The organism is Poseidonibacter lekithochrous, assembly GCF_013283835.1.
GTDB lineage: Bacteria > Campylobacterota > Campylobacteria > Campylobacterales > Arcobacteraceae > Poseidonibacter > Poseidonibacter lekithochrous.
Genome location: NZ_CP054052.1, coordinates 2252797 through 2273566 on the forward strand (window position 1 = coordinate 2252797; position 20770 = coordinate 2273566).

The window sequence follows — 20770 nt, forward strand, 5'->3', positions numbered from 1 at the left end:
TTTTAATTAAATTTGATGTTGAACGATATAATCTCTCATAAGAGGTGGAATATCTAAATAATTATCATCATCTACAGATAAATTAGATTTATTCTCTTCCTCATTATTATCATTACTTTCTAAATCTGTATCATTCTTAGATTCAAATCCAGTTGCAACAATAGTAATTTTTACTTCATCAGTTTCTAATGTTCTATCAGAAGTAGTACCAAAAATAATTTCAGCATTGTGATCCATTCTATCATTAATAGAACCCATTACATCATTAATAGCAAATAATGAAACTTGAGGATGTATATTAAAGTGAATTAAAATACCTTTAGCACCATTTAAAGACATTTTATCTAATAATGGAGACTCAATAGCATCTTCTAAAGCTCTTTGTGCCGCATTCTCACCTTTTGCTTTACCAATACCCATTAAGGCCATACCTCTATGCTGCATAATTGTTTTAACATCAGCAAAGTCAGTATTAATATCAGAATTACCTGGGTTTAGAATAACCTCAGACATTCCATTAACAGCTTGGTAAAGAATATTATCAATAATTTTAAAGGCATCTTTCATCCCTACATTTTCATCAATAATTTCTAATAATCTATCATTAGGTACTACAATAATTGAATCACTTACTTTCTTAAGCTCTTCAAGTCCAAGATTTGCAAGACCTGCTCTTTTTTTACCTTCCCAAGTAAATGGTTTAGTAATAACAGATACAGTTAAAGCACCGATTTCTTTGGCAGCTTTTGCAACAATAGCAGCAGCACCAGTTCCAGTACCTCCACCAAGTCCAGCAGCAATAAATACAATATCAGCACCTTTAAGAGCTGTTTTAATCTCTTCGTAACTCTCAACTGCAGAATCTCTACCAATTTCTGGTTTCATTCCTGCACCAAGACCCTTAGTAAGTTTAATTCCTAATTGAATTTTCTTTGGAGCTTGAGAAATATGTAATACTTGTAAGTCAGTATTTGCAGCTATTAAATCAACTTTTTGAGAACCTTCTTTGATCATGTGGTTAATCATATTACAACCACCACCACCGATTCCAATAACAGAAATTTTAGCTACGTTATCAGATAGTACCTTATTAGGCATTTGTTCTTTTATATCATCTACTTTAAATAAATTATCCATTAAAACCACTCCGATATTTTGCTCCAGAATTTTGAAACACCTTTTTTCTTTTCTTTTGAAAGAGGCGTTAAAACCGTAGGATCGTCTTTTCTTATTTCTTGAGACTTATTATGTACTTCTTCTCTTGGTTGAGTATTCTGATTATAATTAATCTGTTCATTAAACTCATTATTGTTATTCATTTGAGGGTTTTGAATTGTTTTATTTTCAATTCTTGCCTCTTTTCTAATAGGTTTAACTAAATGCTTAGAAGAATCTAACTCATAGTTTCTATTTAATCCTAATTTGTATTCTAATAAACCAACAATTGTTGACATACCAGGTTCATCAAAGTTTAAATATCCATTTTTGATATTTTTTGGATTTGATAAAGAAATAGGAGTTCCATCAAAAATTTTATCAGCTAATTCTCTAATACCTTCTAAGTTTGCCATACCACCAGTGATAACAATTCCAGAAGTTACATTATCTAAAATACCACTTTTTTTAAGTTGGTTTCGAACTAATACAAGTACTTCTTCAACTCTAGCATGGATAATTGTTTGAATATAATCTAAAGCAACTTCAGAATGAGTATCTTCATCACCTATTCTTGGAATTTTTACTTTAGTTACCCCTAATTCATTATTAGGAGTATAATCTTTAGTTAAAGATCCATATTCAGTTTTTATTCTCTCAGCAGCTAATGGCGGAGTATGTAACATAACTGATAAGTCATTAGTAATATGATTTGATCCAACAGGTATAAATCCATTATGAATTAAAGAATTACCTTTATAACAAACGTATTCAGTTGTAGTTGAACCCATATTAATAACTGTAGTACCAAATTTTCTTTGTTGATTATCAAGTACAGAAATAGCAGAAGCATAACCATCTAAAATAAATCTTGATTCTTCAATTCCAGAAACTTTAAGTGCTGATTTAATATTAGTTAATGCTGTTCTTTTTGCTGTTACAATATATACACCAACTTCTAATCTAGAACCATTCATGTTAAGAGGATTGTTAACATCAACAGAATCATCTACTTTGAAGAAAATAGGTACTACATGAACAACTTCATATTCTGGTACGATAGTGGCATTATAAAGTGCCATTTGCATTACTTGGTTAATTTCAGTTTCAGTAATTAATCCATTAGGTACATTTACTGACCCTGAACTTCTAATACTTTTTGTGTAATTACCAGATATTGAGACAACAGATTCATCAATAGTTTCTGTTGTATTTCTTTTGGCTAAAGTTACAGCATTTTTTATTGCCTTAGAAGCCTCTTCAATATTAATAATTAACCCTTTATTTATACCTTCACTATTCTGAATGCCAGTCCCTAGAATATTTATATTATATTCTAGGTCATGTTTAGCAATCACTGCTGTGATAGTTGAAGATCCAATATCAATTGCTAAAAGAGTATTATTCAATTATTATTCCTTTGTATCTATAGAAGATTGAATTTCGTAAGTATTTTCTAATCTCTTAATTAAATTAGCCATTAACTCTTGGTCTTGTAACTGAGTTAATGTTGATTTAACTGTTTCATTTCTAGATTCTGAATATTCACCTAATTCAGAAGCGTTTACTCTAAATAATACAATTTTATTATCTAAGTTAACTAAACCTTCTTTATTAGTTGCAGAGAATAGTTCATTTAAGAATTTTGCTGCTTCTTGTGGATTTAAAGCTGTGATTTTATCTACAGATTCTCTTGTAACTTTTTTGATGTTAGTTCCCTTGAAAGTACTAACTTCTTTTTTTGCTAACTCATTTAATTTTTCATTTTTTGCAACACCATCGTATACAGCAGAAACTCTAGCTTTTGCAGCTTCAAATGATAATGGTTTAGAATCAATTTTTTTAACTAATTGAGTAATTACATAAGTATTGTCATGTAAAAATGGTTTGATTAAAGTTCCAACTTTAGCAGAAACAATTTTCATATTATTTTCAGAATCAAATGGTAAAGAATTTTGAGCATAAGATGCACTATCTTCTAAAGTAGCTTTACCTTTTTTAACTTGAATGTATTTTTTTAAAGCTTCTTTTTTAGAGTACTTTCTATCTAAATCTTTTAAGATATCAGACTTTGCTTCTTCTAAAGATTTAATTTTCCCATTCTCTTTTTTATAATCAGTTTTGAATTTAGTATAGTGACTTTTAATATCTTCATCACTAGCATTAGATGCAACAACTGCTATTTTACTTGTTTTCACTTCATATTGTACTTCAGACATATAAGATAATTTGTTCTTTTCCCAATAAGCTTTTACTTCATCTTCACTAGGATTAACAACAATATCAGATGCTTTTAATACTTTAATATTAATATCATCTTCAACAAATAATAATTTGTTTAAGTTTTCAATCTCTACTTTATTTGGGTTAACTACAAATAAACTTTGAATTTTTTGTAATAAGATTCCTCTTTTTAAAGACTCTTCAAAAATTACCGGTTTAGTTCTGTTTTGAGCAAGAACTTTTACGTAAGTAGGTTTATCAAATTTTCCATTTTTTAAAAAAGCTTGATATTTTACTAATTCTTTAGCAACATCTTCATTTGTTACATCAAGACCTAATGAATCAGCATAAGATAAAATAAGATTTTTTTGTAAAACTTGTTTATATGCAACATCTTTTAGATTTAATTGGTCTGCCATCTCTTTATTAAAAGATTCACCAAAAATTCTTGAATATTGATCATAAAGGTTTGAATACTCTTGTTGGTACTCTTCTACCGATACTTCTCTATCACCTACAACTGCTACAACTCCACCTTGCTTGCCATATTCATATGAGCCCCAACCAACAAAGCCAGCTCCAACAAAAGCTATTGTACTTATCCAGATAGTAACTACTAGCCACTTTTTGTGCTTTTGCATCCACGTAATCATAAAACATAATCCTCTTAAAATTTTTAAATATATTACAACAAAATTTCTTTTAAATTAGTTAAATATTATTTATCGTAAGAAGAAATTATAATTCCTCTAATAGTTCTCTTTGTGGTACCTTTGCTTTACTTAGCATATCGTTTATGACAGATTCTCGAATAGTTATTTCTAGTTTTTTACATGCGCTTTTGAAGGCTTCTTCTTCTCCAACTATAAAACACATTTTTTTAGCTCTAGTAATTGCGGTATAAAGTAGTTTTGTATTATGCATAATATAATGAGAAAAACTCATAGGAATTAAAGCATTTTCATACTCCATACCTTGTGTTTTATGAATAGTTAAACAATAAGCTAAAGATAATAAAGATGAGATATTTTCAAAAGCATAAAATACGACCATATCATCATTTGGGTATAAAACTATACATTTTTCTTCTTCAAAATCAAGCTTGATAATAAGACCTAGTTGTCCATTAAATACTCTTTTTTCTAAGAAGTCCGTAGAGCCACTTTTATACATACTCATTGTTTGTGAACGCATATTTTCATTTTTAATATGAATTACTTTGTCAGTGATCTTATACTCATAAAGTTTTGTTTGATATGCCATACCTTTTGTATGATTAAATAACTTTTGCAATTGCATATTTAAGTTCTCAACCCCTAGTAAACCACCCTTCATAGGCGTAATTACTTGAAATAGTGTTAGAGCTTTGTTAATCTCTTTTGCTTTAATTAAATCATAATATTTTTGAATATATGAAGATGAAATATTTAAGATATTATTTAAAATCAAAGTTGAGTTTTCACCTCTAATATCAGCAAAATCATTAGAAGAAGCAGAGTTTTTTTGAGCATAATAATTTGATATTGAAACATTATAAAATTTAAAGTCTTCATAATCTTCATTATATTTAGGAACTTCCCCTTTTCTAATATCATTTGCAATAACTGCAATTGCTTGATTTTCATTTTGTCTATAAATCTTTGTTAATTTACAAATTGGAGCTAATTCATATTTAATTGCATCAGCAAGAATATTACCCGCACCAATAGCAGGTAACTGTCCATCATCACCTACGATTATAAAAATAGTATCATCATCAATTTTTGAAATTATTTGATAGAAAGTAACAGAGTTAACCATTGAGGCTTCATCTAGAAGTATTACTTTATAAGGAAAAAAATCTTTCTCTTTATGTTTCATAAGCATTGATTGAATTGTAGAAGAGTTATATCCTGTAGTATCAGAGATTCTCTGAGAAGCAATACCACTTAAAGCTATAGTCATAACATCATCATAAGATACTATCTCTTCAAGTAGCTCTAATATAGCCCTACTTGATGTAGATTTACCAGTTCCTGCATAACCTATTAGGAAAAGTGTTTTATGTCCATCATTAATTAATTCAACTGCTTTTTTCTGTTCTTCACTTAAATCAAAACCTAGTGTTTTTTGTTTCTTTTCTAAGTAAGTATCAAAGGCTGCAATGATTTTTTTATTTTGTTCATTTTCTCTTCTTTGGAAAAACTCTAAAATTCTTTTCTCAGCATGATACAACATAGATAAAGCATATCTATTCTCTTTAGTCACAAAAATTTCTTCTTCTACAAGCATTTTTGATACTGCTTCTTCATATAAAACTTCTTCATTATTAAATCTTAATGATTCATCTAAAAGTTTATATAAATGAAATTTATCAATAGATGAATTTCCATTGTTATCACAATACTCTTTTAAAGTATAATTCAAACAAGCCATAATTCGAAATTCGCTTCGAGGGTCAAGTCCTAAGGCTTTTGCAATTTCATCTGCTCTTTTAAATCCAATACCTTTTATATTAATAAGCATATATGGATTCTTTTTTATTTTCTCAATTAGGTTATCTATTTCACCTAAACTAGAATAAATTTTTGTAATTAAATTTGATGTTACGCCATACTGGGCAAGGAAAGATCCTAATTCACGTAAATGTTTGAATTTTTGCCATGATGAGACAATAGTTTTTAGTTTTTTTTCTTTAATACCTTTGAATTGTAGTAACTCCTCAGGTTTTTCGTTTAGTATTTTTACAAGTTCTTCTTCATCATATTTTTCTAATAATTCATGGGCAAATTTTTTGCCTATTCCTTTTACAATTTTTGTAAGGAAAAAGAAAATTTCTGCTTCTTTTAATTCTAACGTATCAAATTCAAATTGAACCCCATATTTTTTATGTGTTGTCCAATTACCAATTAATAGAATTTCTTCACCAACAATTTTTTCAATGTCAGTATCAAAGTAAGCTCCACAAATTTTTTGATTGTTTTCTAAAACAGCAATAATATATTTTGTTTCATCATTTTGGTATAGTACTTTTTTAAGGACTCCTGAGAGTTTAAAAGTTTTATATTCTTGCTGATTATCTGCCATTAATATCCGTCATTAAATTTGTGTTTTTTATGTTTATCTTTACTATAAGAGTTTTTATTTTTTTCTTTTTGGATTGTATTTGCATCTTTTAAAAGAGTAGATCTTTCATCTTCAAAATCTTTAGAATGTGCTTCTAAATATTGTAAAGTTTTATTCAAAAAGTTTGTAAGAGATGTTAAATAAGGGGAATGTAAAGGCACTGCATCCACTCTTTTTAAATCTTTGTAGTTTTTTCTAGTTCTTTCTTTAAATAAGTCAACATCAAAGTTTTCAAGTTTTAGTAAAGAGACAGTTCTTGTAAAGAACTTCTCTAAAACTCTAATATATCTTATTCTAATTTGTTTTTCATGTACTTGCATTATTTTAATAACTCTTCTAAGTTTTCAATTGGTCTTGCAATTACAGCTTTATTTCCTCTAATAATAATTGGTCTTTCAATTAAAATTGGATTTTGAGCCATTGTTTCAATAAGTTTAGCTTCATCATTTACCTCATCAAGACCTAAGTCTTTGTAAACTGTTTCACCTTTTCTCATTAACTCTTTTGCACTCATTCCAAGTAAAGCTAATACATTTTTAATCTCTTCAGCACTTGGAGTTGATTCTAAATATTTTACTACATCTGCATTAATATTTTTTTCTTCTAATAAGTTTATTGCATTTCTTGATTTTGAACATTTTGCATTATGCCAAATAGTAATATCTTGCATTCTATAACCTCTTTATTTATATATATTCGTGATTATATCCAAAACTCATTAATAGTACAAAAATTATTACACTTTGTAATATTTTGACATAAAAAACTACTCTAAACTATCTTAGTAAAATTCTCATTTATATAATCAGCCACCCTAAAAGAGTTAGCATAAATAGTAAAAGTATATGGAACACTACCCCCTGTTGGCATAAAACTTCCATCTGTTACAAATAGATTATTTACCTCATGTGATTGACAATATTTATTTAGAACTGATGTTTTAGAATCATTACCAAATCTACAACCACCTGCTTGTAAATTTTGAGAAGGCAGCGCACTTACATTACTAGAGATAGAAGAAGCTTTCATCTCTTTTAATAAAGCTCTTCCTTTTTTTTCTAAAAACTCTGATACTTCTAAATCTTGTTTATGAGCCCCTATTCTGATATTTGCAACAGGTATTCCATATTTATCTTTATATTTAGAATCAACTGAAACAAAAGAATTATCATTTGGTGTCCAATCAGCAAATATTTCTAAATTTAGTGTTTTCTTTTTTGTAAAAGTATTATATATCTTATCTTGTAAGGCTTTTCCAAATACTAAGTTATCACTATTTTCATCATCCCATTTAAGAAAACTAGCTCTTCTTATTGGATTTGCATGATCAAATACTAACTCTAACATTCCACCTTTAAAGTCTTTTGTAAAATAAAAATCTTTTATTGCTCTATTTACAAAAAGCCCAGGAGTTAATAAATCATCTAAAGGCATAGCACTTGAATCAAACTCTCCACTTACTATTCCACCACTTGAAGATAAAAAGTTTTTTCCCACATTTCCACTATTATTAGAAACACCATTTGGAAAATTTTCATTTTTTGAGTTTAATAATAATCTTGATGTCTCACTAGCTTGTGCTGCAACTACAAATAATTTAGCTTTTACTTCTTTTTTTTCACCACTTTTTGAAAGGTATGTAGCTGATGTTATTTTTTTGTTTTTATTAGTATTTAATTTTATTACAAATGCATTAGCAATAATTGTTACATTGTTTGTATTTAAAGCAGGAATAATTAAAGCTTCCCTTGCACTACCTTTTGCCCCACTAGAACATCCATATGAACCACAATAGTTCGAATAATAACAGGCACTTCTATGCTCACTATCTTCACTAATAATTGCTCTTGGAGTTTTAACAATGCTAAAAGAAAGTTTCTCTAAACTCTCATCTATAAGTTTTGTTATTGGATGTTCATCTAAAGCTTTATAAGGAAAGTTTTTACTACTTCTAGGTTCTGCATGTTTATAGTCACTATGCTCCCCTGAAACTCCGACAACTTTTTCTACTTTGTCATAGTATTTTTCCATATCATCATAAGAAATTGGCCAATCTACAATATTGGAACCCTCAAGTTTTCCATATACACTAGCAAGCCTAAAATCATCAGGTTTTAATCTATAAAAAAATCCACTCATAAAATTAGATGAACCACCTAATAAACTACCATTCCAAAAGTTCCAACCACTATCATAAGTTGGAAATTTAGTCCATTCCTTATCGACATACTCTTCAATTGTATGATATTCATCTTCAAGTTTTGGAGTATAAATATCTCTTCTTGCTGTTGCCATTTCATCTTTTGAAAAATCTGCTCGTTTAAAAGCTTCACCTTTTTCTAAAACACAAACCTTCAAACCTTTTTTGGATAACTCATAAATTATGGGACCAGCACCCGCTCCACTTCCTACTACACAAACATCATACATCATATTTTTTGTCCATAAGTTAATTTTGGTCTTGGATAGCCGATCTTATGATTAACACTTTTCCATCCCAATTGTTTTTTGTTTCCACCATATAAAGGATCTGATAATAAAGCCTCTAAAGCATAATAAATTAACTTTGAAAGCCACGATTGAGCATAATCATTAGAGTTGATTATATCTTCTATGATTTGTTTTTTTTCTTTGTTTTTTAAACTTAGGAAGTTTGGGAAAGTTGAGTGGAAATCTTTTGTTCCATCAAGAACTAGATTTTTATCATAATCATCAAAACTCTTATGACTAATATTTTTTACCAAAAACTCTAAAGCGCCAAACTCTTTTGAGCTTGGCATAGTATTAGTTTTTGGAAACAGAATTTCATATACTTCATCTAATACAGCTAGGGTATCTTTATTAATACTTTTAGCAATAACAATATTAGATGAAAACAACAAAGTGCTAACACTTGCAAATTTTATAAATACTCTTCTTTTCATGGGCAAAACTTTATCGAAAAATTGTTTACTATTTATTAATAACTTTTTTTGCCTTAAATACTTTGCATTTTTGTTATTACTTTTTGTAAATCTTTAATTCTTTCATCATAACTTAAATGAGTTTTTGTATGAGTTTTACCTTTATGTTTATTAACGGTTTTCATATTTTCCCAAAAAGCAATACTTTGTTTTAAATCATAACCTGCTTTTTTCATCAAGTTTAAACCAATTTCATCTGCTTCTTTTTCTTCAAGTCTATTATGAGGTGTTGTAACTAACTTCTCAGTTGTAGCTTGATATAAACCAATATAAGGGATAATTAAAAGTGGATTAAGTACAGCTATTGCTAGTCCTCCACCAATACCAGCTCCATTGACTACTTTGTTACGGCTAATTCTTGCACCTCCATGTCTTGCTAAGGCATGAGACATTTCATGGGCAAGGATAGTTGCTAATTGATCATCATTTTTTGCAACTTTAAAAACACCACTATTAATAAAAACCTTTCCATTAGGTAAACAAGCAGCATTAATACTGTCTTTTTCAACTAATATAAATTCCCATTTTTTAATATGAGAGTTCTTTACTACACTTATTAGTTTTTTCCCAACTCTATCAATAGCTTTCTTTTTCTCAGTATCTTTACATAGTGTTGTACAACTTAATAAACGTTTGTACTCTTTGTCTCCAATACTCATTTCATCTGCTTTAGATAAAAGCATCATTTGATCTCGTTTTGTAATAGGTGTTTGATGCTTCGAACACCCTGTGATAATCATTCCAAGTATAATACAATATGCTGTACCTTTCATATTATCTCCTTTATCATTAATTAGTACTATGTTAGTATAGCATATTTTGTATATATATAACTACCTATAAGTTTATAACAAACTAAATGATTCCTACACAATTTATACACAAACAGTAAACACTAAGGCGTTACAATACCTTTAGAAATAAAAAGTTCTTTAACATTTCATTTATAAAGAGTTAATTCAAACTAAATATAAAGGATCTATTATGAAAACTTTAAAATATATAATTGCAAGTTTAGCAATAGCAGTAGCAATAGCTGGGTGTGCAGGCGGATCAGGTACAACAAATTTAGATTCAACACACTTTAATGATACATTCTATGAAAGAGATATTTAATATATCTGCTTAATAGAAATGATGATAATAAAAACTTTTCAAAATAAAGAATAAATGAAATGTTAAGCAAAATTTTTTAAAAGGGGAAAGAATAGAATCTTCCCTTTTTTGTTAATCTTATTATTATGTTATACTAATACATGTTAGTATCAAACAATAACTTATTAAATATCCTATTACCAAATGATAATAAAGTTCTTAAAGAGGCACTTAAAGACGCCGATTCAAAGACTCTTCAAGACATGGTAAAAAATAAATCAACATCTGTAAATGATATATTAAAAAACTTATTTAATGATATAAAAAATGGTACAAAATCAAACTCAAATATTGAAAATATTCTAAAAAACCCTAATCTATTCAAAGACTTAGGCTCTTTTTCTAAATCCTTAGTTACAGTACTAAATCAATTAGATTCCCAAAGTAATTTGCAAAAGTTTAAACCAGCATTAGAGAGTTTTTTTAAAGATATTAAAAATTTGGATGAAAAAACACTAAAAGAACAATTAGGAAAATCAGGTGTCTTTCTAGAATCAAAAATAGCAAATGCAAATATTAAAGAAGGAAATATTCCTAAGAATATTGAAAAACTATTAAATCAAATACAAAATATAATTAAAAATATTGATACACCTGCTGCAAAACAAATTAATGAATTAATTAATAAAATAGTTGAAGATAAAAGTTCTCAGACAAATACAAACAACAATAAAAGCACTGAAAATATGAAAAGTTTAGTTTCATTACTTCAAAATGTATCAAAAAATCTAGAGAACCCTGAGACAAAAAATCTTTCTAATTTAACAAATCAATTAAAATCCATGGCAAGCCAAGGCTCACTAGTTGAATCTAAATTAGAAAATTCCAATATAAAACAAAATACTAATCCTCAGATAAATACAGCAAAAGAACAAATAAATACTCAAACTAAAGAGTTATTAACTCAAATTAAAAATGAAGTAATTACAAATAAAGACTCATCTCCTGCAAAAAATATATTAAATCAAATTGATAATTTACTAAAGTCTAATGATTTATTTACAAAAAATGAGAAACTTATTGAACCGAAAAATTTATTAAACAATTTATTAAACTCAAATGAGATAAAACAAGCTTCTACACAAAGTCAAAACATCTCTAATTTAGTATTAAATCTAAAAAACATAAGTGAAAGCATAAGTAATTTAGAGAGTAAGACACAAAACTTTGTAAATATAACAAATGGAAAAAACACTGTAACAACACAACTAAAAGAGAATCTTGCCAATTTAAAAAGTGAATTACAAAACTTAACAAAAATTGATTCTAAAAGTTCTTTACAAATTATTTCAAAACTAGAAAATATTCAAAATATTTTTACAAAAATTGAAGCACCTATTACCACTCAATCCCAAAATATGCCAAATACAAATCTTTCTAATAATTTCTCAAACAATTTTGCTAATAATTTAAATACTTTAATACTAAGTCTTAAAGAGAATATTACAAATCTTAGCACGACAGCTAGTAGCCCAAATAGTGGAAATAATGCAAGTATTCAAAATCAAATAATGAATATTGTTGACAAAATTGAAACAAGTGTTAAAGAAGCAATACAAACATATACAAATAATCAAGGTTTAAATCCACAAGCAAATAAAAATGAAGCAAATCCTTTATCAAATGATATGAAAACTGTATTACTTCAAATGCAAGAAGAACTAGCTAATAAAACAGATGTAAAATCCCAAGAGATGTTTAAACAAGTTGATAAAATGTTAATGCAAATTGATTATCATCAGCTATTATCTCTTACTTCAAATTCAAATTATGTGTATGTGCCATTTTTTTGGGATATGTTAGAAGATGGTTCAATTGAAATGAAAAAAACTGATGAAGATAAGTTTTATTGCCAAATAAATCTAAATCTAAAAGATTATGGGAAAGTTGATTTGATGTTATCACTATATGATACAAATAAACTAGACTTGACAATTCACGCCCAAAGAGAACATTTCAAATTAGACCTTAGTAAAAATATTCAAAAATTAAAACAAGCATTAAACAATGTAGATTTAATACCAATAAATATTAAAATATTAGATTTAAAAGAGGAAGAAGAGAAGACACTTGAAGAAAAAAAAGTTCAAACATATACAAATCCCTATGATAATAATTCTGGGACAAATGTAGATATTAGGGTTTAAAATGGAAAAAGATGATTTCATACAAAAAGCTGCGGCACTAAAATATGATATAAAATCTGATGGTGCTCCTAAAATTGTTGCTAAAGGAAAAGGTAATACAGCTGGAAATATAATAAAAATTGCAAAAGACAATAAAATTCCTATTAAAAAAGATGAAGATTTAGTTGAGTTATTATCTCAATTAGATTTAGATAAAGAGATCCCAGCAAGTATGTATAAAGCAGTTGCAGAAATATTTTCGTTTATATATGATATGGCTGAAAAAGGCAAAGAAATTGATGAAAGACTAGAAGAAGAAAAAGAGAATAGAATTTGATAGTTATATAAGATTTTTTATAATATAATCCCCATAAATATAATCCAAAAGTATCCCATGACTGAACGTAATAACTTAGAAAACCCACTTTTTTTATTTACTTTTTTATTAATTGCAATTATTCTAAATACAATTGCATCAATACATTTTTTATTAATTATGTTAAGTGGTATTTTATTCATAGCTTTTTATATTTGTTTGAAAAAGAAATATTTATATTCACTTTTTTTTGTAATATTAACTTTTCTATTTATAGAAGTTAATTCTGGATTCAAACCATTATCACTTAGTTTATTATCACTATTCTTATACATATTTGTTCTACCTAAAATAAGTAGAACTGTATCTTTTAGCTCACTTAACAATTATTTATATATCATAATATTTTATATTGGAGTTACTATAATATGGTCTCTTAGTACAGATATAAATGAAACAGTAGCAAAAGCAATAGTTCTAAATATACTAATTGATTTAATATTCTTAGGAACTTTACTGTGAAAATACGATTAAATTTCATATTTATTTTTATATTAGTTATTATGGTTACTCTACTTGCTAGAGTATATTTTTTGAGTATAAAATCAAATACTTATTATGAAGAATTATCAAAACAAAATTATATTAGTAGAATCAATAAAATGCCAATTCGGGGTATTATTGAAGATAGAAAAGGAAGAAAACTTGCTGTAAATGAAATGGGATTTTCTATTTTAATAAAACCACATTTACGTTCATACAAAAGAAAACAACAATTAATAGATGCAACAGATTTTATTAATAAACATTTTCCAAAATTAAAACAAAAAAAACTAATAAAAAACTATAGAAAAAAAGATTCTCCATATAATCATGATTTTGTAAAAGTAGTTGATTATATTCCATATGATGAATTCTTCTCAAAATATACACTTTTTGCATCACAAGATAATATTAAAGTAGAATCAGCAGTTAAACGATTTTATCCTTATAATAAAACTGCATCACATATTATTGGATATGTTGGAAAAGCTTCGAAATTAGATATTTTAAAAAATAAACTATCATCATACAATGGAATCATTGGTAAAAATGGTTTAGAGAAGTATTATAATCAAAAACTTCAAGGGGAAATGGGTTACAAAGATGTAAAAGTTAATGCCCTAAATAAAGAGATTGAAGTTTTAAATGTAAAAGAACCATCTTCAAATAATGATATTAAAATCTCTCTAGATATCGAACTTCAAAAATTTATTCAAGAGAATTTTAAAGAAAAAGGTGGAGCAGTTATTGTAATGAATGCAAAAACTGGGGAGTTATTATCAGCAGCTTCTTTCCCTGAATTTGATAATAATATCTTTGCTCGTGGTATTTCTGTAAAAGAATGGGATATTATGAGAAATGATTTTAATCATCCTTTTACAAATAAATTAATTAATGGTTTATATCCTCCTGGATCAATTATTAAAATGGGTGTTGGTTTATCATTTTTAGAAAATGGAATTGAAGAAAACTATACAGTTAATGATTCTGGATTTATTAAAATTGGAAATAGAAACTTTAGATGTTGGAAACATGGTGGACATGGGATAGTTGGTTTTAGAAAAGCCATTAGAGAAAGTTGTGATGACTTTTTCTATAAAGGAAGTCTTAGAATTGGAATTAATAAAATTTCAACTACTTTAGACCAATTTGGCTTTGGACAATTAACAGGAATTGATCAAGTTAATGAATTTGTTGGGGTTAATCCTAATAAACAATGGAAACAAAGAAGATATAAACAACCATGGTATGTAGGTGAAACTGTAATTACATCAATTGGACAAGGTAATATGCTTGTAACTCCTATGCAAATGGCTAGGTATACAGCTTATTTAGCTACAGGAAAAATTCCTAAACCATATTTTAATGAAGAAAATTATGAAGAACCAAAAGAACTAAATTTTCCAAAAAAGCACTTAGATATTATGAGAAAAGGAATGTATGACGTTACTCATCATAAAAAAGGTACAGCAACACACTATATCAAATCAAAAGTTGAAATAGCAGGAAAAACAGGAACTGCGCAGGTTGTTTCTATTCCACAGACTGAAAAAGTAAGAATGAAAGAGAGTGAACTTAAATACTATCAAAGATCACACGCTTGGCTTACTACTTATGGTCCTTATAAAAATCCACAATATGTTGTAACTGCCTTAGTTGAACATGGAGGGCATGGAGGAAGTGCTGCTGGTGGAATGGTTAGTAAGATTTATGATAAGTTATATGAATTAGGTTATATAAAAGACCCTAAATAAGATAAGTTTTATTTCTCATTTTTATAATTATTTGGAGTTTTTGCAAAAACTCTTTTAAAGACTTTACTAAAATGACTTTGATCATAAAACCCTACATCACAGGATAACTGTGATAAATTAATATCCCTATTTTGAGTTAATTCTTGTCGTGCTTTTTCAATTCTTTTATTGATTAAAAAAGCATGGGGTGTTAATCCAAATTTCTTCTTAAATACTCTAATAATATAAAATTCATTATAACCTATAGCTTTTGATATATCTGATAGTGTAATAGCATTACAAAGATTATTTTGAATATATTTTTCAACTTCTTTAAAAATAATATGTTCATCTTCACTTTCATTACTCTTATTATCAAAACACATATACTCTTTTAATATTTTTTCTAAAATAGTTTTTAATCTATTTATATTAACTTTTGAATCTGTATTAATTATTGATTTGAATATTTTTAGAAGTTCCTTGTATATAATTTCATCTTCAATTAAATTTTGAAGATATATAAAATTCTCTTCATTCTGAATACTTTTACACCACTTTACATCTAAGTGCAAGGTAAAATAGTCTACATTTTCTTTCTTTCTACTTTTTGTTCTATGCACTTCATTTGGGTTAAATATTACTATTTTATTAGGAATTAACACTTGTGAATCTTTAGAATGAAACTCTGCGTCTATTTCACCTGAACCTAGAATACTTAAAGCTAAAGTTTCATGAGAGTGTTTTGAGTAATCCAAAAAGTATTTTTTACCGTGATTTAACTCAGCAAAAATATCACCATTATTATCATATATTTTTTTCATTTTCTTCTTTCTGTTGCAAAAGTATAACAGAAAAAATCAAATATATAAAAGTCAGTTTTTTACTATACTCACAAAATATAATTTGATATTATTCTAAAAAATCATAAGGTTTTTATATGAATTATAAACAAACAATTCAAACATCTCTAAAAAGCATTTGGATAATACTAAAACTAGTAATAGCTATTTATATCCTTGCTGATGTATTATTTTATTACAATGTGTTATCGAACTTCTCTTTTTTAGTTGAACCATTAACAACGCTAATGGGATTGCCAGCTGAAGCATCACTTGCAATTATTAGTGGTATCTTTCTAAATTTATATGCAGCAATTGCATTTGCTGCACCACTTGATTTATCTATTCATCAATGGAGTATTCTTGCAGTATTTCTTGGAGTTTGTCATTCCCTAGTAGTAGAAAGTGTGATAATGAAAAAAATTGGTTTATCAAATCTATATTCCTACTCTTTAAGAATTATTGCAGGATTTGTACTAGGAGTTATAACATTTTTAATGCCAAGTTCATGGTTTAGCTCAAGCATAACAAAGTCTAATTACTCAAATGATGTTTATTCATCAATTAGTGAACTTTTATATAATTCTTTATTTAATTCAATAATATTAAGTTTAAAAATTATCATCTTAATAACGCTTCTAATTTTTATTATGGACTTTATTAAAACAAGAAATTTTATAAAAGAATCAAAGAAAAATGTAAGTAAAGGTTTTTCTTTAACTGTTGGTATTTTTTTAGGAATCACTTATGGAGCAGGAATTTTAATAAGTGAAGTACAAAGTGGAAGAATAAAAGAAAATGATGTTTTTTATATTGGTACATTTTTAATGATTTGTCATGCAATTATTGAAGATACTTTACTTTTTGTAATATTTGGAGCGGATTTCACTATGGTTATACTAATAAGAACACTTGCTGCAATAGTAATTTCTTATTTATTACTGTTTATATATAAAAGAAGTAAAAATAATTTACTAAGTACTAGTAGTTAAGCATAAAGTCTTAAAGTTTAGTTTATATATCTTTTAATCAATCTTTAGATATTATAATTTTCAATTTTCCATAGGACGGCCTTTGAAACTACTACTTAGTTTATTAATTTTTTCGATCTCATTATTTGCGGCTGAAGGTGACTTGCCAATAGTTAATTTATCTGTTGCAGCACTTGAAGAACCAGCACAATTTGTTAAAACAATTAATATTGCTATTATTCTTGCATTACTTGTACTTGCACCATCATTATTATTGATGGTTACGTCATTTACAAGAATCATTATTGTATTTTCACTTTTAAGACAGGCTATGGGTTTACAACAAACTCCACCTACTCAGATTGTTATTTCACTTGGTTTAATTTTGACAATATTCATTATGGAACCTTATGCAAAGAAATCATGGGAAGAAGGTGTTAAACCCTATATGGATGAGCAGATAGGATATGAGGAAGCCTTTGAAAAAGGTGCCGCTCCTTTCAAAAACTTTATGATAAAAAATACAAGAGAATCTGATCTTGCACTATTTTATCGTATTAAAAAAGAACCAAATCCAAAAAATGTTGAAGATGTAGCACTTACACTTCTTATGCCAGCTTTTATTGTAAGTGAGCTAAGAACAGCATTTGAAATTGGATTCTTAATCTTTTTACCCTTCTTGGTAATTGATATTATTGTTGCGTCCATTCTGATGTCCCTAGGGATGATGATGTTACCTCCTGTTATGATATCCTTACCTATTAAAATCATATTCTTTATTGTAATTGATGGTTGGCAGTTAATTATTGGTAACCTAGCACAATCTTTTAAGTGATGATTTTAAAACAAAAAAATACAAAATATTATATAAAATAAAGGAGCCTTTATGGCTATTGAAATAAATCAAACTGTAAAAATATTATTCGAAGTAAAAATTGACGGCGTTGTTGTTGATGGGAGTAGAAGTAAAAAACCTTTTGAGTTTAACTATGGAGTAGGACAGCTTATTCCAGGCTTAGAGAAAAGAATTGTAAATATGAAAGCAGGAGAAGCTGCTGAGATTTTAGTTCCTGCTGCTGAGGCATATGGAGAATATGATGAAAATGCTGTACAAACTTTACCATTAGCACAATTTGATGATATTGCAGATTTAAAAATTGGAATGCAAGTTCAAGGTGAAGATGAAGATGGACAACCTATTCAATTTACAGTAAAAGAAATTACTGCTACTACTGTTACTATTGATTTAAACCATCCATTAGCTGGAAAAGATATCGAATACAAAATCAAAATTGATTCATTAATATAATCAATTCCCTTATGAATTGCTATAATTTAGCAATTCATAATGCTAAATATTTCTTTTAAATAACTACTAATTATTATTTTTATAAGCACAGGATATATAACTTTTTTTTATAATAAATACCACTAATTTTTAAACAAAATTCAATATTTTTAAGTATAATCCACCATAATGTAATGGATGGAGAAATTTATGTATAAAATTTTCTTATCTTTATTATTGTTTACTGCACTTTATTCACAAACTGTAAACTTCGCAGAAGTATTAGATTTAACAATAAACAATAACAAAGAATTAAAAAATCAAAAACTAAATATAGAAATATCAAAATTAAATATAAAAGAAATCAGTGCTATTAACTATGGTAAATTAACTTTTACAGAAGAAATGAGTAGAACAAACCATGCAGGGCATGTTTTTAATTCTAAACTATCTTCAAGAGAAGCATCATTCAATGACTTTGGGGCAGGAGATTTTAAAGGAAGTTCTAGTTTAAAAGTTGAACCAAATAATCTTAATTATCCAGAAGATAGAAATAATTTTAATACTAAATTAGCTTATAATTTGCCTATATTTACAGGCTTTAAAATCTCAAATCAAAAAGAGATATTAAAACTACAACAAAAAGCTACAGAAGTAAAATATACTCTAAATAAAAAACAACTCTCATATGAAGTTCTAAAAGCTTACAATGCAGCAGTAGTTTCAAAAGAGTTTATTAAAGCTGTTAAAAAAGCAAAAGAAGCAATATCTTATGTAGTTAAATCAGCCAATGCTTTTCATAAAGAAGGACTTGTAACAAAAATCGATGTTAAACAAGCAAAAGTTTATGAGCTTAATACAAATACAAAACTTATTGATGCACAAAATAGATTTGATCTAGCAATTGCATATCTTAAATTCTTAACTTCAAAAGATGATATTAAAGATGTAAGTGAATTAAAATATATTTATTGTGATATTTCTAATTTAGATAATGTTTATGAAAGAGCTTACAAAAATAGAGATGAATTAAAAATGCAAAAGTTTAATAAAAAAGCTATAGAAAAAAATATTAACATCAGTAATAGTGAATATTATCCAAGTGTTTATTCTCATCTTGAATATGGTTTTAATGATGATAGATTAACTCTAGAGGATGACAAAGACTACTATATGGCAATGATTGGATTAAACTATACACTTTTTGATAATACAAGAAGTATTAAAAAGCAAAAAAGTAAAATTCAATTTCAAAAAGCTATTTTAAATTATGAACATTTAAAAGATGCTATCAAACTTGACTTAGATAAAGCACTACTAGATTTAAAATCTAAAGAAAAAATCCTAAAAGAAAAAAAACTTGCAAAAGATTTAGCCCAAGAAGTTTTTGACCAATCTACACTTATGTACAAAAACCAACTAATAGCAATGACAAACTTATTAGAACAAGAAGCAAATCTTAGAAAAAATGAAGCAGAATTAATTGTAGCAAAGTTTGAAAGCTCGCTTGCTCTTGCAAAAGTAGCAACAGTATTAGGTGTTGATTTCTCTAATACAATTTATAATAAATAAAGGCAAAATAAAATGATAAGAAAAATACTATTAATATTAACACTATTTTTATTCGCACAAGGTAATGAAATCGAATTATCAGGAACAGTAATTTCGGATAATGAAAAAGTAATTACAAGTAGAAATATGGGGTTTATCAAAAACGTATATGTTGTTGAAGGTTCTTTTGTAAAAAAAGGTCAATTATTATATGAAATTGATTCATCAAGCATAGATTCAAAAAAACAAGAAGCCCTATTAAATCTTGAGATTCAACAAAATAAACTAGATAATATTCAGACAAACTACAATAGATACAAAAGATTATATGCCCAAGATTTAGTACCAAAATATGATGTGGAACAACTAGAATTAAATTTGCTAAATGTAAAAAATATGATTTCAATTGCAAAAGCAAAACTAAAAGAAGTTAACGCTTTATATGACTATTCAAAAATTAAAGCTCCAAATAATGGTCTAATTATCAAAAAATCAATAAAAGCCGGAGAAATGGCATTGCCAAGTGTACCTGCACTTATTTTATCTGATTTAGGAAGCCTAAAAATCAAAACAGAAATATCAGAGAATAATCTAAATAGTGTAAAACTTGGTCAAGAAGTAAAAGTAAATATTCCATCTATTAAATTAAAAACTTTAGGTAAAGTATCAGCTATTATTCCTAATATCAACTCTATGACTCACTCATTTACTCTTAAAATCTCATTTAATGCACAAGATAAAAAAGTATATCCAGGAATGTACTCAAAACTATACTTGTTATTAGAAGAAGAGAAATAAT

The 20770-nt window shown here is 27.1% G+C and carries 20 protein-coding genes; 10 read left to right on the top strand and 10 right to left on the bottom strand.

Annotated features, from left to right (window positions below; genetic code table 11):
* Window positions 1-6: 6 nt before the first annotated feature.
* From ftsZ to ALEK_RS10695, 9 genes are all read right to left on the bottom strand, one after another.
* Window positions 7-1137 carry a cell division protein FtsZ gene (gene ftsZ / locus ALEK_RS10655; RefSeq protein WP_071625181.1) on the bottom strand — a complete coding sequence of 377 codons (1131 nt, stop codon included), beginning with the start codon at window positions 1135-1137 and terminating at the stop codon, window positions 7-9.
* Window positions 1137-2564, bottom strand: coding sequence for a cell division protein FtsA (gene ftsA / locus ALEK_RS10660; RefSeq protein ID WP_071625180.1), 1428 nt, complete (start codon window positions 2562-2564; stop codon window positions 1137-1139). Before ftsA ends, ftsZ begins: the two co-directional genes overlap by 1 nt.
* A 3-nt stretch (window positions 2565-2567) precedes the next feature.
* Window positions 2568-4031 (bottom strand): peptidylprolyl isomerase, encoded by a 1464-nt coding sequence (locus ALEK_RS10665; RefSeq protein ID WP_071625179.1) that lies wholly within the window; start codon window positions 4029-4031, stop codon window positions 2568-2570.
* An 85-nt stretch (window positions 4032-4116) separates the two neighbouring features.
* Window positions 4117-6444 carry an AAA family ATPase gene (locus tag ALEK_RS10670; RefSeq protein ID WP_071625178.1) on the bottom strand — a complete coding sequence of 776 codons (2328 nt, stop codon included), beginning with the start codon at window positions 6442-6444 and terminating at the stop codon, window positions 4117-4119.
* Window positions 6444-6803 (bottom strand): hypothetical protein, encoded by a 360-nt coding sequence (locus ALEK_RS10675; RefSeq protein WP_071625177.1) that lies wholly within the window; start codon window positions 6801-6803, stop codon window positions 6444-6446. Before ALEK_RS10675 ends, ALEK_RS10670 begins: the two co-directional genes overlap by 1 nt.
* Complete coding sequence (gene arsC, locus ALEK_RS10680; protein WP_071625176.1) at window positions 6803-7153, bottom strand: arsenate reductase (glutaredoxin); 351 nt, start codon at window positions 7151-7153, stop codon at window positions 6803-6805. Before arsC ends, ALEK_RS10675 begins: the two co-directional genes overlap by 1 nt.
* Before the next feature lie 101 nt (window positions 7154-7254).
* Window positions 7255-8916, bottom strand: coding sequence for a GMC family oxidoreductase (locus ALEK_RS10685; protein ID WP_071625175.1), 1662 nt, complete (start codon window positions 8914-8916; stop codon window positions 7255-7257).
* Entirely contained in the window at window positions 8913-9407 is a 495-nt protein-coding gene (locus ALEK_RS10690) for a gluconate 2-dehydrogenase subunit 3 family protein (RefSeq protein ID WP_071625174.1), read from the bottom strand. The genes ALEK_RS10685 and ALEK_RS10690 overlap by 4 nt, the downstream gene beginning before the upstream one ends.
* Before the next feature lie 53 nt (window positions 9408-9460).
* Window positions 9461-10219: a M48 family metallopeptidase gene (locus ALEK_RS10695; protein WP_071625173.1), complete on the bottom strand. Its 759-nt coding sequence runs from the start codon at window positions 10217-10219 to the stop codon at window positions 9461-9463.
* A gap of 211 nt (window positions 10220-10430) precedes the next feature.
* Here ALEK_RS10695 and ALEK_RS17670 point away from each other — a divergent pair, with 211 nt between their 5' ends.
* From ALEK_RS17670 to mrdA, 5 genes are all read left to right on the top strand, one after another.
* Window positions 10431-10562, top strand: a complete 132-nt coding sequence (locus tag ALEK_RS17670; RefSeq protein WP_265734106.1) for a hypothetical protein — start codon at window positions 10431-10433, stop codon at window positions 10560-10562.
* 140 nt (window positions 10563-10702) lie between these two features.
* On the top strand, window positions 10703-12748 hold the full coding sequence (locus ALEK_RS10700; protein WP_071625172.1) for a flagellar hook-length control protein FliK: 2046 nt from the start codon (window positions 10703-10705) through the stop codon (window positions 12746-12748).
* A 1-nt stretch (window position 12749) separates the two neighbouring features.
* A complete protein-coding gene (locus ALEK_RS10705; RefSeq protein ID WP_071625171.1) occupies window positions 12750-13064 on the top strand; it encodes an EscU/YscU/HrcU family type III secretion system export apparatus switch protein in 315 nt (104 codons plus the stop codon).
* A gap of 57 nt (window positions 13065-13121) precedes the next feature.
* The gene (locus ALEK_RS10710) at window positions 13122-13565 is read left to right on the top strand and encodes a hypothetical protein (RefSeq protein WP_071625170.1); all 444 of its coding nucleotides are present in this window, start codon (window positions 13122-13124) and stop codon (window positions 13563-13565) included.
* A complete protein-coding gene (mrdA, locus tag ALEK_RS10715; protein WP_071625169.1) occupies window positions 13562-15340 on the top strand; it encodes a penicillin-binding protein 2 in 1779 nt (592 codons plus the stop codon). Before ALEK_RS10710 ends, mrdA begins: the two co-directional genes overlap by 4 nt.
* Before the next feature lie 8 nt (window positions 15341-15348).
* On the opposite strand, the gene ALEK_RS10720 is transcribed toward mrdA, so the two are convergent.
* Window positions 15349-16143 carry an AraC family transcriptional regulator gene (locus ALEK_RS10720; protein WP_071625168.1) on the bottom strand — a complete coding sequence of 265 codons (795 nt, stop codon included), beginning with the start codon at window positions 16141-16143 and terminating at the stop codon, window positions 15349-15351.
* Between the two features lie 116 nt (window positions 16144-16259).
* On the opposite strand from ALEK_RS10720, the gene ALEK_RS10725 reads away from it, so the two are divergent.
* The 5 genes from ALEK_RS10725 (at window position 16260) to ALEK_RS10745 (ending at window position 20769) form a co-directional block, all read left to right on the top strand.
* Window positions 16260-17153: a nucleoside recognition protein gene (locus tag ALEK_RS10725; protein ID WP_071625167.1), complete on the top strand. Its 894-nt coding sequence runs from the start codon at window positions 16260-16262 to the stop codon at window positions 17151-17153.
* Between the two features lie 82 nt (window positions 17154-17235).
* On the top strand, window positions 17236-17967 hold the full coding sequence (gene fliP / locus ALEK_RS10730; RefSeq protein WP_071625166.1) for a flagellar type III secretion system pore protein FliP: 732 nt from the start codon (window positions 17236-17238) through the stop codon (window positions 17965-17967).
* Between the two features lie 51 nt (window positions 17968-18018).
* Window positions 18019-18441, top strand: a complete 423-nt coding sequence (locus tag ALEK_RS10735; protein ID WP_071625165.1) for an FKBP-type peptidyl-prolyl cis-trans isomerase — start codon at window positions 18019-18021, stop codon at window positions 18439-18441.
* 189 nt (window positions 18442-18630) lie between these two features.
* Window positions 18631-19992 (top strand): TolC family protein, encoded by a 1362-nt coding sequence (locus ALEK_RS10740; protein WP_071625164.1) that lies wholly within the window; start codon window positions 18631-18633, stop codon window positions 19990-19992.
* A gap of 12 nt (window positions 19993-20004) precedes the next feature.
* Window positions 20005-20769: an efflux RND transporter periplasmic adaptor subunit gene (locus ALEK_RS10745; protein WP_306341346.1), complete on the top strand. Its 765-nt coding sequence runs from the start codon at window positions 20005-20007 to the stop codon at window positions 20767-20769.
* Window position 20770 lies beyond the last annotated feature (1 nt).